The 15,647-nt window shown below is 47.7% G+C and carries 14 protein-coding genes and 3 tRNA genes; 8 read left to right on the top strand and 9 right to left on the bottom strand.

Annotated elements, in window-relative coordinates:
* Positions 1–16: 16 nt before the first annotated feature.
* From BMY75_RS05925 to BMY75_RS05905, 5 genes are all read left to right on the top strand, one after another.
* Positions 17–88: transfer RNA gene (locus BMY75_RS05925), tRNA-Glu, on the top strand.
* A 51-nt stretch (positions 89–139) separates the two neighbouring features.
* Positions 140–213, top strand: a tRNA-Ile gene (locus tag BMY75_RS05920).
* 19 nt (positions 214–232) lie between these two features.
* A tRNA-Trp gene (locus tag BMY75_RS05915) sits at positions 233–305 on the top strand.
* A gap of 63 nt (positions 306–368) precedes the next feature.
* Complete coding sequence (locus tag BMY75_RS05910) at positions 369–773, top strand: hypothetical protein (protein ID WP_074831068.1); 405 nt, start codon at positions 369–371, stop codon at positions 771–773.
* Positions 774–995: 222 nt separating this feature from the next.
* The gene (locus tag BMY75_RS05905) at positions 996–2,006 is read left to right on the top strand and encodes a GGDEF domain-containing protein (protein WP_074831066.1); all 1,011 of its coding nucleotides are present in this window, start codon (positions 996–998) and stop codon (positions 2,004–2,006) included.
* 284 nt (positions 2,007–2,290) lie between these two features.
* Here the strand turns inward: BMY75_RS05905 and clpB are convergent, their stop codons facing one another.
* Genes clpB through BMY75_RS05890 form a run of 3 tightly spaced genes read right to left on the bottom strand, consistent with a single transcriptional unit; the run spans position 2,291 to position 5,991 of the window.
* Positions 2,291–4,915 (bottom strand): ATP-dependent chaperone ClpB, encoded by a 2,625-nt coding sequence (gene clpB, locus BMY75_RS05900; protein WP_139199731.1) that lies wholly within the window; start codon positions 4,913–4,915, stop codon positions 2,291–2,293.
* A 32-nt stretch (positions 4,916–4,947) separates the two neighbouring features.
* Entirely contained in the window at positions 4,948–5,322 is a 375-nt protein-coding gene (locus BMY75_RS05895) for a hypothetical protein (RefSeq protein ID WP_074831060.1), read from the bottom strand.
* Between the two features lie 12 nt (positions 5,323–5,334).
* On the bottom strand, positions 5,335–5,991 hold the full coding sequence (locus BMY75_RS05890) for a hypothetical protein (RefSeq protein WP_074831057.1): 657 nt from the start codon (positions 5,989–5,991) through the stop codon (positions 5,335–5,337).
* A gap of 341 nt (positions 5,992–6,332) precedes the next feature.
* Here BMY75_RS05890 and BMY75_RS05885 point away from each other — a divergent pair, with 341 nt between their 5' ends.
* The 3 genes from BMY75_RS05885 to BMY75_RS05875 all read left to right on the top strand — a co-directional run bounded on the left by BMY75_RS05885 (position 6,333) and on the right by BMY75_RS05875 (position 8,706).
* Positions 6,333–7,172, top strand: coding sequence for a CheR family methyltransferase (locus BMY75_RS05885; protein ID WP_139199729.1), 840 nt, complete (start codon positions 6,333–6,335; stop codon positions 7,170–7,172).
* Positions 7,169–8,158, top strand: a complete 990-nt coding sequence (locus BMY75_RS05880) for a chemotaxis protein CheB (RefSeq protein ID WP_074831054.1) — start codon at positions 7,169–7,171, stop codon at positions 8,156–8,158. Before BMY75_RS05885 ends, BMY75_RS05880 begins: the two co-directional genes overlap by 4 nt.
* 77 nt (positions 8,159–8,235) lie before the next feature.
* Positions 8,236–8,706, top strand: a complete 471-nt coding sequence (locus BMY75_RS05875; protein WP_074831051.1) for a chemotaxis protein CheW — start codon at positions 8,236–8,238, stop codon at positions 8,704–8,706.
* A 73-nt stretch (positions 8,707–8,779) separates the two neighbouring features.
* On the opposite strand, the gene cysK is transcribed toward BMY75_RS05875, so the two are convergent.
* From cysK to BMY75_RS05845, 6 genes are all read right to left on the bottom strand, one after another.
* Positions 8,780–9,709, bottom strand: coding sequence for a cysteine synthase A (gene cysK, locus BMY75_RS05870; RefSeq protein WP_074831048.1), 930 nt, complete (start codon positions 9,707–9,709; stop codon positions 8,780–8,782).
* A gap of 246 nt (positions 9,710–9,955) precedes the next feature.
* Entirely contained in the window at positions 9,956–11,191 is a 1,236-nt protein-coding gene (locus tag BMY75_RS05865) for a glycoside hydrolase family 5 protein (RefSeq protein ID WP_074831045.1), read from the bottom strand.
* Between the two features lie 113 nt (positions 11,192–11,304).
* Entirely contained in the window at positions 11,305–11,991 is a 687-nt protein-coding gene (locus BMY75_RS05860; protein WP_074831042.1) for a PHP domain-containing protein, read from the bottom strand.
* Positions 11,992–11,998: 7 nt separating this feature from the next.
* A complete protein-coding gene (locus BMY75_RS05855; RefSeq protein WP_074831039.1) occupies positions 11,999–12,949 on the bottom strand; it encodes a hypothetical protein in 951 nt (316 codons plus the stop codon).
* 25 nt (positions 12,950–12,974) lie between these two features.
* Positions 12,975–14,144 (bottom strand): AGE family epimerase/isomerase, encoded by a 1,170-nt coding sequence (locus BMY75_RS05850; protein WP_074831036.1) that lies wholly within the window; start codon positions 14,142–14,144, stop codon positions 12,975–12,977.
* 225 nt (positions 14,145–14,369) lie between these two features.
* A complete protein-coding gene (locus tag BMY75_RS05845) occupies positions 14,370–15,224 on the bottom strand; it encodes a shikimate dehydrogenase family protein (RefSeq protein WP_074831033.1) in 855 nt (284 codons plus the stop codon).
* Positions 15,225–15,647 lie beyond the last annotated feature (423 nt).

Here is a 15,647-nt window from a genome sequence, read left to right as displayed (position 1 = left end):
TGAAAACCAGCGTCAAGGCCCGTTGGTCAAGCGGTTAAGACTCCGGCCTCTCACGCCGGCGACGGGAGTTCGATTCTCCCACGGGTCATATTTCCCAAGACCGCAAGCTGACTTCTTCAGTTTGCGTTTTTTTGTACATGGACCATTAGCTCAGTTGGTCAGAGCAACCGGCTCATAACCGGTGGGTCCGGGGTTCGAGTCCCTGATGGTCCACTCTTTCAATTTAATACCTAGGGGTATAGCTCAGCTGGTAGAGCAGCGGTCTCCAAAACCGCGTGTCCCGAGTTCGATCCTTGGTGCCCCTGCTTTATTTCCCGTGAACTATGTTCGCGGGATTTTTCGTTTATATGATATTTGGAGGTGTGATTATGGAAAATATTGTCGGTGTTGAAGTTCCCGGTCTGGGTATACTCAGCGGCAGGGATTACATACATATCGATAGAGTTGTTCAGGATAGTTCAGATGGTCTTGAATTCAAAGGTGAGATAAATGGTTATCTTACTGAAAAAATCAATGAGGAAAAGTGGATCCCTTTTACACTTACATTTCATCGGGTGATTGCATTTTTTTCCTGTGAGTTGGATACATATTTGAATATGTATATTTCCGGAAATGCTATAAATAGTGATCTTAATATTGTTGAGGACAGCAAATGGCTTGAAAGTATGCCTGTAAGAGCAGACTATGACAGATCGGAACTAAAGCATTATCTGCTGTTTACCTATGACAATGTTTATAACATAATTGCGGCTTCTTTTGATATTAGTTTTTGATGGTGATGGTTTGACATTTTTTGTAAACATGGAAATAAGTGTAAAAGGTATGATATCTGGAGTATCATGCCTTTTTATTGTGTTGGAGGGGCTTTGGATATTTCGTACAAAAAACAGTTCACGCTTTCGTAAAAGGTGCAGAGTGGTTATTTATTGCAAAAAAATTATGAATATGGTATTATAATATATATAAATACTTTTTCTGCAAAGGGGGGACACTCTTTGAGCGAAAAAAATGTTTTGAAGCTGACATATGGCGTAAATACTGCTTTACTTTTCATAGTATTCGGGCTTATGCTGTTTTTTCAAAAGCTTGAGGCTGATTTTCTAGTATATTTCAGTATACCGACATTGTTTGTGTATATTTTTAATTATCTTCTTATCTACAAGAATAAACTGGAGATATTCGTGTGGTTGGTTTATTTCTGGATAATTCTCTATATGGGAGTGACGACGGTCTGCCTTGGGGAAAGTTACGGGTTTCATCTGTACTGTTTTTCGATGATCCCTGTGATCTATGCCTGCGATTATGTTTCTTTCAGGATAAACGGAAAAAACCTAAGATCGCTGCCGATCAGCATTGGTGTGGCGGTTTTCTACTTCGTATTCATGGGGTATGTGAGGATCAATGGTCCTGTTTATGACAGGGGCGGCAAGTATTCCATGTTTTTCTTGGTGTTCAATTCGCTGGTGGTTTTCTGGTTTCTGGTTTTGTATCTCAATGCTTCGGTGCGTTCGATAATCGTTTCCGAGACTAAGCTGACGGATATGGCGCATAAGGATCGTCTGACGAACCTTTATAACCGACATTATATGCTGGACAGACTTAAAGAAGTCAGCGAGGAGAAGGAAAGCGCTGTGCTTGCGATGGCGGATATCGATGATTTCAAGCAGATCAACGATAAATACGGGCACAATGCGGGCGATGAGGTTCTGAAAGCTGTAGCACAGAAAATGACTTCCGCTTGTGAGGGCTGTGACGTTGCAAGATGGGGCGGTGAGGAGTTTCTGATATTGTTCTGTGACAGTGAGGGCGTAGCGGATATCCTTGAAAAGATGCGTGCGGATATTTCATCATCGCCTGTGGAATTTGAGGGTCAGACCATAAATATCACGTTGACTGTTGGCGTGGCTGGAGGTAAGAAAGATCAGTCCATTGATGAATGGATACAGGACGTTGATAATAAGCTGTACATCGGCAAAAATAGTGGAAAAAACTGTGTGATTGGGTGAGAGCAAACACTGTTGGCAAAACCAAAATGCAAATTAGACTATAAGAGCAAAATATACTTCCGAAATAAAGCGGGCAGTCATCAAAAATCGCACATCTGCGAAATGATGACTGCCCGCTATTTCTATCCGTTTTTAACGACCGACGGCGTTGACTGAGGCTCACCGCAAGCCTTCTGGTGCGAGGCATACGCCGACGCAGTCGCATAAACCACGAGCTTTGTCTCTTTGGCAGTTTCCCGCAAAAAGCGAGGACAGCTTGATTTTAAGCTATCCTCGCGGTATTATTATTCAGCTGTAGCCGGTGCGATAGTCTCAACGGAGAAATCGTTGCCGTCATATTCGACTTTCATCAGGCTGTCGGGTGCGGGGTCGTCTCTGATTATCGCTTTTGCCAGCAGAGTTTCTACATGGCTCTGGATAAATCTTCTCAGAGGTCTTGCACCGAATGCCATATTATATCCCTGATCTACTATTGCCGCCTTTGCGGATTCTGTAAGCTCCATTTTCAGGCGCTTATCTGCAAGTCTCTTTTCAAGGCTCTTCAGCATAAGACCACAGATGTTGTATATCTCGCTCTTCAGCAGAGGTTTATACATTACTATCTCGTCAAGACGGTTGAGGAATTCGGGGCGGAAATGCGATCTTAGCATCTCGTTGACCTTTTCTCTTGCGTCCTCGCTGATATCGCCTGTTTCATCATCGATGCCTTCGAGAATGAAAGGCGAGCCCAGGTTTGAAGTTAGTATGATAACGGTGTTCTTGAAATCTATTGTTCTGCCCTGAGAGTCGGTAACTCTGCCGTCATCCAGCACCTGAAGCAGTATATTGAACACATCGGGGTGAGCCTTTTCGACCTCATCAAGCAGTACAACTGAGTAAGGCTTTCTTCTTACCGCTTCGGTAAGCTGACCGCCCTCTTCGTAGCCCACGTATCCGGGAGGCGCTCCTATCAGGCGGGATACGCTGAATTTCTCCATATACTCCGACATATCGATACGGACGATATTGTTCTCGTCATCGAACAGTGCCTGAGCAAGGGTCTTTGCCAGCTCGGTCTTACCGACACCTGTAGGTCCGAGGAAGAGGAACGAGCCTATTGGCTGATTGGGGTTTGCGATGCCTGCCCTTGAACGGAGTATAGCCTCGCTGACCTTCTGTACAGCCTCATTCTGACCGATAACTCTTTCGTGGAGAATGCTTTCAAGTCTTAACAGCTTGTCACGCTCGCCCTCCATCAGCTTTGCAACGGGTATGCCTGTCCAGCGGCAGATTATCCTTGCTATCTCGTCATCGGTTACTTTATCTCTCAGCAGGGTATTGCTCTTTGAGGACTGCTCTGCTTTCTTTTCTTCCTCAGCCAGTTCCTTTTGCAGATTTTCCAGCTTGCCGTATTTCAGCTCAGCCAGCTTCGAGAGGTCATAGTCACGCTCAGCCTGCTTAATCTCGCCGTTTACAGCGTCTATCTCCTCACGTATCTTCTGCACCTTGGAGATGGCGTTCTTCTCGTTTTCCCACTTAGCACGCATCTCGTTGTACTGTGCTCTCATGTCTGCCAGTTCTTTCTGAACCTCTGCAAGGTGCTCCTCAGCAAGCTTGTCGCTTTCCTTTTTGAGGACAGTTTCTTCTATCTCGTGCTGGAGTATCTTTCTTCTCAGGTCATCAAGCTCGGTGGGCATGGAATCCATCTCGGTACGGATAAGTGCGCAGGCTTCGTCCACAAGGTCGATAGCCTTATCAGGCAGAAATCTGTCGGTAAGGTATCTGTCGGAAAGCACAGCGGCTGTTATCAGTGCCTGGTCCTGTATCTTAACGCCGTGGAATACCTCATATCTCTCCTTTATGCCGCGGAGAATGGATATGGTATCCTCAACACTGGGCTCGTCTACCATAACGGGCTGGAAACGTCTTTCAAGAGCTTTATCTTTTTCGATGTACTGTCTGTACTCATTTAGGGTGGTAGCACCGATGCAGTGCAGTTCACCTCTTGCCAGCATAGGCTTCAGCAGATTTCCTGCGTCCATAGCGCCGTCGGATTTGCCTGCGCCCACGATGGTATGCAGTTCGTCGATGAACAGTATTATCCTGCCCTCGGATTTCTTTATCTCGCTTACAACTGCTTTGAATCTTTCTTCAAACTCGCCGCGGAACTTTGCGCCTGCGATAAGTGAGCCCATATCCAGTGAGAATATCTGTCTGTCTTTCAGGCTGTCGGGCACATCACCGCTGACGATACGCTGTGCAAGACCCTCGGCAACGGCGGTCTTACCTACGCCGGGTTCGCCTATCAGCACAGGGTTGTTCTTGGTCTTACGGGAGAGTATACGTATAACGTTTCTTATCTCGGAATCTCTGCCGATAACGGGGTCAAGCTTGTTCTGTCTTGCAAGACCTACCAGCTCCTGACCGTACTTTTTCAGAACGTCATAGGTCTCCTCGGGGTTCTGGCTTGTTACCTTTGCGCTTCCTCTCACCTGCTTGAGTGCTGCAAGGAAGCCTGTCTTGTTTATACCGAAGGTACGCAGTATCTCGGCAACTTCGCTGTTGGCACACTCCATTATACCCATGAAGATATGCTCAACGGATACGAACTCGTCGCCCATCTGCTTTGCCTGAGCTTCTGCCTCGGCAAGTGCGCGGTCAAGTTCGCTGGAAATATACACCTGACCCTGAGCGCGGCCGCCTACGGTAACTTTCGGTATCTTATCAACAGCCCTGTCCAGTGCGCCGCGGAAAGCGTTGATATCCGTGCTCATCTGTGTCAGCAGCTGAGGGATAAGACCGTTATCATCAAGGCACAGTGCGCTCAGCAGATGTTCCTGTCCTATCGCCTGATTCGACTGCCTTGCCGCGATATTCTGCGCGTCCTGTACAGCCTGCACCGATTTCTCGGTAAATTTCTGCATATTCATTATTGTGTCCTCCTTTATATATCAAATTATTATCATTTGAATTCAAATATCTCAAGAGATGATGCATCGCCCAGAAAAAAATATTCGGCATATTTTCTTTCACCTATGCGCCAGTATGCCCTGCATATCCCGGAGCCGGTGTTCCCGCTGGGTTCACCGAGTTTCTCCACAACTTCCTCGTAGGTGGGTCTGCTTTCGCTGAGTTCGCGGATATAATCCTCGGGAATATTTATTATAAGGTCGCTTCGCACATCATATACGAAGCCCATCACCTCATGTGTCGATTCTTTGGGTATGCTCACACCGAACTTCCGCTCCGCTTTTGTGGTAAGTGCGAAAAAAGCTATTACCGCCGCGGTCAGCAGCACAAGTATGACCGCACACGTTATCTTCCTCTTTTTGCTCATAATCCCACCGCCCTATATCACCGCCGTGACCGTCCGCACATAAGCCGCATAAGCCGCGCCTATCTCTTCCGAACAGTCGCGCCCCTCTGTCAGACCGTCAAAATAGGTCTGTATACAGCTGTCCATAAGGCGGATATATCCTGCCACCGCCCCTGCTATCTCCTTATCGGAAAGATGCTCGGCTATGGGGGAGTAGAGGTCTCTGGTATATCTGCCGTTTTCCGTCTGTGCGGGTACGCCGTCGGGGAAAACTTTCCGCAGATACTTGTTTTCAAGTTTCAGCCAAAGCTCGAAGAAACCGTCTGCGGCGGCGGTGAGCTGTTCGCTCTTGGTACGGAAAGATACTTTCAGCCGCCCCACCTTGCCCTGCATATCTCGGCTGAGTTCAAGGCTGTACCTCAGTGTGGGCTTGTATTTGTACCTCACCGGGCTTTTTATGGCTATCATGCTGTCGGAGGGCTGATCGATGAACAGGAACCGCGGATCCATCAGCTGTTCTATCTCGCTGAATATCTGCCGCATACGCATCTCGGGGGTCATAAGGCTGACCCTCTCGGCGAGTATCTGGTTTATCAGGTTTGATCGGCTGGTATTCATGGAATACGCCATGCGGTCGATGGCTTCCACCACTTCGTCCGCCAGCACCAGACTGTACACACTTTTATTCATCGGCTCACTCCTTTCATGTACTCTTGAAACTGATATCATTATAGCACTGTTTTAATAACTTGTCAATGACATTATATAATCTTGCATACACTTTATTGAACTGCACAATCGCGGCAGGGCTTTCGGAATTTGCATTGTGAGTTATATATAAAAACTTTCCAAATTTATCAAATTTTTCATAATATGTAGGAGTTTTAAAGCCCTCATAATGGCAAAATCAATATTGATATATAATAATTATTGTACGAAAAACACAAAACCACTTGAAAATCACATAAAAATATGGTATAATCAACTGTACAAAGCATCATGGTTTTCATGCTGAAAGGGGGTCGCGGGCTGTGATATCAAATGTTGATACGGGTATCAATGAACTTGATTTCAATAAACTTGTTCACTTTGTCAAAAAAGGCTACGGAATCGACCTTGAAGGCAAGCAGTTCCTTGTGCAGTCGCGGCTTGCGAACTATATCGCGGACTGCGGTTTCAGCAGTTTCAGCGAGTACCTTGATGCGGTATTTGACGATGCATCGGGCAGAGAAGTAGCTAACCTTATAAACAAACTGACTACCAATCACACCTATTTCATGCGTGAATCCGAGCATTTCGATCACTTCCGCGATGTATTTTTGCCACAGGCTGAAAAAGCCGTGCAAGACCACGATCTCAGGATATGGTCAGCGGGCTGTTCCTACGGCAACGAGCCCTATAATCTGGCTATGTGCCTTGACGAGTATTTCGGTTTCAACCGCTCGAAATGGGACTTGAAGATACTGGCAACAGATATTTCATTCAACGCACTGAGGCAGGCTGCAAAGGGCGTATACACCGAAAAATCCCTTGAAAATCTCCCCGAGGAATGGCGCGAAAAGTTCTTTGACAAGAAATCTCACAGCCTTTATCAGGTCAAGGAACGCATACGCAAAAACGTTGTATTCAAATATCATAATCTTATGGAAGAGATAAATTTCAAGAAAAGCTTTGATCTTATCGTCTGCCGAAACGTTATGATATATTTTGATGATGAAACGAAATCCGATCTGTGCAGACGTTTCTACAACGCCACGGAAGAGGGCGGATATCTTTATATAGGCCACGCCGAATCCGCGCCATTTGATATGCCCTACGTCAGGGAGAAGCCTGCTGTCTACCGTAAGAAAACGGAGGTGAGCAGCTTATGATAGTTTATTTGATATCGGATAACCGGAATAATTCCGAGCTGCTTGCAGGCGGCTTGAAAGAACTTCTGCCAGGAGGTACTGTGATAGCTGCTTTCCCGCTCAGTAAAGCAAAGATGATGATAACCCACCGTAGACCCACTGTCATCGTGCTGGATATAGATGCAGGTGAGCAGTTTGATGCCGCCGCTTATATAAAGGAGCTCTGTCCGAGATATTCGATACCCATAATCGTTGTTACCGCAAACAAAAGTCCTCAGTCGTCACTGATATCAGCAGGGGCGATAGATATAATACTTCACCAAAGCGGCGTATCGGCTGATGAAAAGCTTCTCCAGCGTGTCAGCACTAGTATAATAAGCAGTATAAGCATTATCAAGCCGCGGTTTTATCCTCAGAAGATAAGCGACACCGATAATATCATAGTCATAGGCGGTTCAACGGGAAGCACGAATGCTCTGCCAGTGGTGCTGAAAGGTCTGCCTGCGGACTGTCCCCCTGTGGTGTGTGTTCTGCATATGCCAGAGGGGTATACCAAGCTTTATGCTACTCAGCTTGATGCGGCACTTCCGCTGAAAGTCAGCGAGGCAGTATCGGGCACATACCTTAAACGCGGCATGGTGATAATCGCGGCGGGCGGAAAACATCTCAGGATATTCCGCGATAAAAAGGGCTATTTTGTCACCAGTGAAGAGGGCGTAAAGGTCAACGGTCACTGTCCCTCGGTGGACGTGCTGTTCGATTCGGCGGCTTATGCGGCTAAAAAGAATGCCATAGGTGTCATACTTACAGGCATGGGCAGTGACGGCGCTAAGGGTATGCTGGATATGCGCAAGCTTGGGGCTTACAATATCGCTGAATCCGAAAAGACGGCGGTGGTGTACGGTATGCCGAAAGTCGCGGCAGAGAACGGTGCCGCAAATATCAGCCTGCCCCTTGATGAGATAGCGGCTCACATAATAGTCAGACTTACACTAAACGATGCATAATATCCCGCATAGTCACCGCGCTTGACAGAGGGATAGTATATAATAAATTACAGCCTGCGCTACTGGAGGTGTCAGCTTTGGAGGAGAGTTCTAATAAATATCTGATTTTTACCGTTGATGACAAGACCTTTGCTATGGGCTTCGCTGATGTGCGGCTGATAGTCCCTGCGCAGTCTGCAAGCAAAGTTCCCGACCTGCCGGATTATGTTGAGGGCACTATCGTCAACGAGGGCGTTACCATCACGGTCATCGACCTCAGGAAAAGGTTCGGCTACCCGAAACATATGAAAACTGACCGCGAATGTATAATCATCTGCGACAGCAAAAAAAGCCTTGGTCTGCTGTGTGATAATATCACTGGATTTGTGGAGAAAGGACAGGATGATATCCAGCCTCCCCCGGATGTGAACGATGTGGTCAACCCCAGATTTATCAGCGGTACTTTCCTGCTTGAGGGCAAGCCCTGTTTTATAATCACTCCCGACCTTGTTATACGACCCGATGACGAAGACAAGTTCCCCGATGTATCGGATACGGCAGAAATTTAGTAAAAACAAACAGAGGACAGATGCACGTTTTGTACATATGTCCTCTTTGATCTATGGGGGTACGAATTATTTGTTAGTCAAACAATGCGGTGGAAAGATATCTCTCACCTGTATCGGGAAGAAGAGCAACAATGGTCTTGCCCTTGTTCTCGGGACGCTTTGAAAGCTCAGCAGCAGCGAAAAGTGCTGCACCCGAAGAGATACCTACAAGGATACCCTCGGTCTTAGCGAATCTGTTGCCTGCTGCGAAAGCGTCATTGTTCTCAACTGCGAATACTTCATCATATACCTTTGTATCAAGTACATCGGGAACGAAGCCTGCACCGATACCCTGTATCTTGTGTGCGCCTGACTTGCCCTGAGAAAGTACGGGAGAAGAAGCAGGTTCAACTGCAACTACCTTAACATTGGGGTTCTGGGATTTCAGGTACTGACCAACGCCTGTAACAGTTCCGCCTGTGCCTACGCCTGCGATGAAGATATCCACCTTTCCGTCGGTGTCGTCCCAGATCTCAGGACCTGTGGTAGCCAGATGTACAGCGGGGTTAGCGGGATTTACGAACTGACCCAGTATAACGGAGTTATCGATCTCCTTGTTGAGTTCCTCAGCCTTCTTGATAGCGCCTGTCATGCCCTTTGAGCCCTCGGTGAGTACGATCTCAGCACCGTAAGCCTTCAGCAGGTTTCTTCTCTCAACGCTCATGGTCTCAGGCATTGTCAGTATAACCTTGTAGCCCTTTGATACGCCTACTGCTGCCAGACCGATACCTGTGTTGCCCGATGTAGGCTCGATGATTGTAGAACCCTCTTTCAGGGTGCCGTTCTTCTCTGCGTCCTCGATGAGGTTCAGTGCAACTCTGTCCTTAACGCTTCCTGCGGGGTTGAAGTATTCCAGCTTAGCGAGGATCTTTCCCTCTGCGCCAACTGCCTTTGAAAATCTGTCTGCCTCCAGCAGAGGAGTTTTGCCAACAAGTTCACCAATGTTTTTGTAGATATTTGCCATTATATATCTTCCTTTCACTTATATATAGTTAATCCGAAACTCGGGTCTTTCCCGTTTCTGTGTTCACAGTATATCATATTAATCCTAGTATGTCAATAGGTTAAATAGTGTTTCTCTGAATCGTACAATCAAGTGGTCGTATTACCTCTTTGATTGGGCATATTGTACAAGGATTTAAAGCCGAAAAAGCGGTGGTCACAGCACCCCTTTGGGTAAAAGGCTGTGACCGCCCGCTTGTTTACATTGTTATGCCGCCGCCGATGCAGGGTCGCTTTCGGCGTATTTCTTGAATACGTCCATCAGCTTGGGGAAGTACCAGTCGTACTCCTGTCTGTTGAGAAGTCCGAAGTTCTCGCCGTTGCCGATACGTGCATAGTTATCCCACCATACACATGGGATATCGTACTTAGCCGCATTACCGAGATAATCGTCAAGGCAGTTTACACGGTCATCGATGTTATCCTTGTTCATGGAACCGAATTCGCCAACGATAACAGGTATGCCGTTGCTGATGAAAAGCTCGTTGAGGGTATCGAAAAATGTGGGGATAGCATTATCCTCGGGGTCATACTTGTCAGTACCCTTGGTATCCAGTGCGAAAGAGTAAGGCAGGTATGCGTGTACCGAGATTATCAGCTTGTCGCTGTCCTCGGGAAGTTCGATAGCCGAAAGGTTATTGTATCCCGATGAAGCCGCATAGCCTGTTATCATCAGGCATCTGTCAGCGTTGTTTCCGCCCGAAGCTCTTACTGTTTCAACAAAGGCTTTTTCGTACTCGTTGATTATCTCCCTCGCCTCGGAAGTACCTGTCCACTCAGCGCCCTCTCCGCGGAGTCTGGGTTCGTTCAGACCCTCGAAGATAAGGTGCTCGTCATAGCCCTTGAAACGGTCTGCTATCTGCGCCCATATAGCCTTTATCTCCTCGATATCACCGTCTTTTTCGCTTGCCTTGGGCATATACCATTCCTCGTGATGAGTGTTGAGTATAACGTACATACCGTCATCTATGCCGTAGTTCACTATCTCCTGAACTCTGTCCATCCACGCAGGGTCGATGGTATAGTTGTCGTCAATAAGATGAGTGCCCCAGGTCACAGGCACACGCAGTACGTTGAAGCCTGCTTCGGGCAGCATATCTATCATGAACTGGTTGGTGAGTGTCTTGGTGGGAAGCCAGCTTGTCTCAGCTTCAAGACCCTCACTTGTTGCATCCATGGTATTGCCCAGATTCCAGCCGTTGGTCATCTTAGCTACCAAGTCCTTGGCAGGGGTCACTGTCATGGGGTCATTGGTGTGGGTCTCCGAGACGGGTGTATCGGAACCGCCCTCGCCGCCCTCAGCTTCGCTTGTTTCTGCCGCGGACTGTGTCTTGCTCTCCGCTTTTGACTTTTCGTCCTTGTTACTGCTGCTGTCGCATGAAGCCATCACACCAACGCTCATAACTGCCGCAGTCAGCAGGGCTGCTATCTTTTTAAGTTTCATAGAATATCCTCCTTCTGCTTGTTTTCCATTCTCATAAAGCATCTGCCCCAGCTTTCATCGCCGAGACCATTCAGCCTTACTGCCGAAATGTTCCACGTGGAACATTTGTCTTATTATAGCCTTTCCGCAGGATACAGCGGGCGTATCTTGTCAGCGAAAAATGCCCTCGCATAGTCCTCGGGTCGCTCAAACTCAACCTCGCTGACTACTCCCGCCAGACGCTCGCTCCTTACCGACAGATGATGATTGTCCGAACCCGCAGTAGTGCGGAAACCGAACTGCTTTGCATACCACTCGGCACGCTCGTTGTACACTTCCTTGCCGTTGCCGCTGTTGTATACCTCAACACCGTCCACCCACTTTGGCAGAAGCTTTATCTCCCGCAGATAGTCCGCCTCGCGGAAAGGGTGAGCGTGTATCAGCAGAGCGCCCTCGGCTTTTGCATCGTAGTAAAACTGATAAAAGTCCCTGTCGCAGTTGGGGTGAGCAAACAGCCACTGCTTGTCAAGACCATACACCAGTATGTCAGCCCCCTGATAGGTGTATTCTATCCCGAAAAATACTTTCAGCCCTATCCTGTCGCCCTCTGCCTTGGCGTTTTCATAGCCCTTGCAGTAAAGCATAACTTTCTCGTCCCATGATATATCTCTGGGAACAGTGGTATTTGAATTGAAAAAGTGGTCGGTGACGAATATGCCGTCATAGCCCTCTGCCTTGTAGCGCCTTGCCTGTTCTGCACCTGTTGCGGATGCGCAGGCAGAAGTTTCAGCCGTGTGTAGATGTGTTTCGTACTTGTACATTTTTACTTTACTTGCCTTTCTGTATGCAATATTTCCCCTTGTCAGACCTGTTCCTTTTCCTGAGATAAAGCACTGCGCACACCACGCACAGCGCCGCATATATCCCCGCCGATATGATACCCAGCGGAGCCTCGCACATAAGCGCGAGATCCCACCAGAAAAAGAACACACCGTTTATCAGCTTCAGCCTGTCGGTGAATCTCACCAAGGCTTCATTACCGCCTTTTTTTGCCTTGCTGCCGATGACTTCCAGAACCGCCAGTATAACTATCACAACAGCGGAGGGTACAATAAGCAGCCATTTTGCCAGATATGCGTCAAAGTTGGCAAAATATGCCAGCCCGTGATACTGATCTGTCACATCATCGCTTGGCAGCCTTTCCCAGCAGAATGCCAGCAGGGGAAGATACAGCACCGTCAGCAGCCATGAAGCTGTTCTGCATGAACGGTGAAAAGTGTCAGAGCCCTTTTTGACAGCGCTTTTGTTCTTGTTTGCCATTACGGTGATGATCTCGGCGATTATCCCGATACCGCCCGCTATGAACGCAGCACCTATAAGCACGAGAACAATATTGCTCAGTGCTCTCTGATGTGACACCGCTAACGTCCATTCAAGGAAGGTCAGCGTCACCAGCAAAGCTATGACATCTATCGTGAGCATTATCTCAGCCTTGAATAGCTTTTCGCCCTTTTCGGTGATATTCAGCCCCGTGCTTTTTCTGCCGATGAGCCATCCCGAAAAAGCTGTTATGCCTATGGTTATACTACTTATCAGGTGGGGATAAAAGCCGTATACCCTCGATGCATACACATCAAAATTCCGATCGGAACCGAAATGTATCCCCGGTTCATCCGGCAGACTGCCCCATTTTGTCAGGTAGTACACCAGACTGCCTGCTGTAACAGCTATGCAAGCAAAGATAAGTATGCGGTGTATCAGCTTTACAGCTTTGTACATATGCCCTCCTTTCAGAGATAATATGTCAGAAATCCAAGCCGCGGGCTATCACCTCCATGCACATTCTGCCGTTGTGGTAGGGGCACTTCCATGGACCCACCGTTTCCTTGCATTCACGGGGCACATGGTCAAAGGTGACCTCGGCATACCATTCGCCGCCCTCGCGGGGGTCGATGATGTATTTCTTTATATTCTCCCACACGCTCTTTGCGGATTCAAGGAACTTTTCCTCACCGCTGTGCTGATAGGCGTTTATAAAGCCCACAACAGCCTCAGCCTGCACCCACCAGACGCGGGTCTTGTTGACCTCGTCCTTGTCGCGCTCGTTGTTGAGTGCGCCGTCCTCAAGAGCGATATCCTGTATATTATTCGATATTTTAAGCCCCATCTCGGCGAACTCTTTTCTGAGCTCTTCGTCCCCGAGAACATCGCAGGCTCTGTCCATAAGCCAAGTGGCTTCGATATCATGTCCGTAGGAATGTATATCTCCCACCAGATCAAACTTGGTATCAAAGAAAACTTTCAGTGCATTGGTCTCGGGGGTATAGACTATATCCCTCATCTGCCCCAGCTGGAATCTCAGCCTTTCAGCCACCTTTTCGTTGCCGTCAGCCTTGTAAAGCTCGGTATATGCTTCTATCAGATGGAGTATGGCATTCATGGTCTTATCAGCTTTAAGTCCGTTTTCGCTGAGTGCCTCGTTATCCACCAGATTCCATTCCCTGTCAAAAGCTTCGCGGTAGCCGTACTCATCAAGGGTGTTTTTCTCGATATCCTCGAAAAGTCTGTAAGCCAGCGCGAGGGCTTCCTTATCGCCGCTTGCCCTGTAATAGCTTGAAAGCGCGTATATAGCAAAGGCGATATTATATGTATGCTTCATGGTATCAGCGGGCTTGCCGGTATAGTCCATCATCCAGTAGATACCGCCGAATTCGTAGTCGATGCAGTTATTCTTGATGAACTCATAAGCGTGCTTGGCGTTGTTAAGAAGTTCATCACCGCCGAGGGTCATATAAGCGTTAGAATAGAACCAGAGTATCCTTGATTGCAGGATAACGCCCTTATCCGCCTTTTTATCCAGCTCCAGCCCGTAACTGAGGTATCCGTAGAAACCGCCGTTCTCGTCATCACGCAGTTTGTTCCAGAATGGTATGATATGTTCTTCAAGCTCTTTTTTTACCTCGTTTATCAGCATGATATCCGCTCCTTCATTTTCCCTAAAAACCATGACCATATTTTGTTAAAGATCAACAAATGGTAATATATTAAATATCCTTTGTCCTAATTATACAACATAAAAATGCCGATTTCAAGGGGATAACAAATTGTTTACTATTGTAAACGTTATCATTTTTAGGAAAATTTTAGCGGATAAAAAATAGTCCCGATGCACCCATAGGAACATCGGGACAGAAAATTATTATGCTGTCGGGAAATCCTTTTCCACCTGAAGTTCCATCTCGGTTATGATGCTCTGCACCTCTTCGTCGGAATAGGTATCATTGTCCCATATCTCATGGGCTTTGACTGCCTGCCATACCAGCATAGCCATACCGCCTGCGGCTTTTTTGCCCTGAGCTCTTGCCTTTTTGATGAGCACAGTCTCGCGGGGGTTGTAGATAACATCGAAAACAGCCTTGCTTGCGTCTATCACATCATCGCTGACGGGACAGCCGTTTATCTTCGGATACATACCCACAGGGCAGGCATTCATCAGCAGGTCATAGCTTACAGAGGTATCTATATCGGTATTTTTCACGATAGATACCTTAGCATCGGGCTTCATGGCAGTTATTTCCTTTTTAGCCTGTTCAGCCAGAGGTATATCGCTTTCGAGCACGGCTATGACGAGGTCAGCCCCTGCGAGAGCGGCTTCGATAGCCATCATTCTGCCGACACCGCCGCAGCCTATCAGCAGCACCTTGCCGCCAAGATCGGCGCCCATAGCGTTTATGGTTGCGAGGAAACCGTCGCAGTCGGTATTATAGCCTGTATGCTCGCCGTTTTTATTATCAACGCAGTTCACTGAGTTATACCTCTTAGCAGAATCCGCCAGCTTATCGCAGTGGGAGATTATGCCTATCTTATGGGGTATGGTGATATTGAATCCTGCCAGACTTTTCAGGTACTCCGCATGGGGAGCCAGCTCCTCGGTCGGCAGTTCGATTATCTCATAGGTGAACTCTCTGTTTTTGAGTTCAAACAGCCTTTTATGTATCGGCGGTGACATTGTATGTTTCAGGCTTTCGCCGAGTATAGCGTATTTTCTTTCCATTGGTCTTGCTCCTTTTGGGATTATTGATTTTGCGGTGGTATACGGTCATATGCGGTCGCATACGTCCACTGGTTTTGAACAAATGTTCCACGTGGAACATTTTTGTTTGTTCGTTCATGCGTTGGCAAGGGGTCGCCCCTTGTTCCTCGGGTCGAGCCGTCAAAGACGCTATCGCTGTTTGACGGCGGGCGCGGCAATATTTTACGCGGATAGTTTGTGCGTGTGCGTTAGTTTTGCTCACGCTCATGATTTCGATATTGCCGCGCCTTTTTGGTCGGTCGTTTGCTGTGCTATTTATGGCTTTGTTGCCGCGTCGCTTTTGCACCTTGAGTTGAGGGCTCTGCCCTCAAACTCCCGCAAGCCTGCTAGTGCGAGGCATATGCCGACGCAGTCGCATATACCGCGCGCTTTGTTTCCTTGGCA

Source organism: Hominimerdicola alba (assembly GCF_900109655.1).
GTDB classification, from domain to species: Bacteria; Bacillota; Clostridia; order Oscillospirales; family Ruminococcaceae; genus Hominimerdicola; species Hominimerdicola alba_B.
The sequence above is the reverse complement of the archived record's forward strand: the minus strand, read 5'-3'. Positions and strand labels throughout refer to the sequence as shown.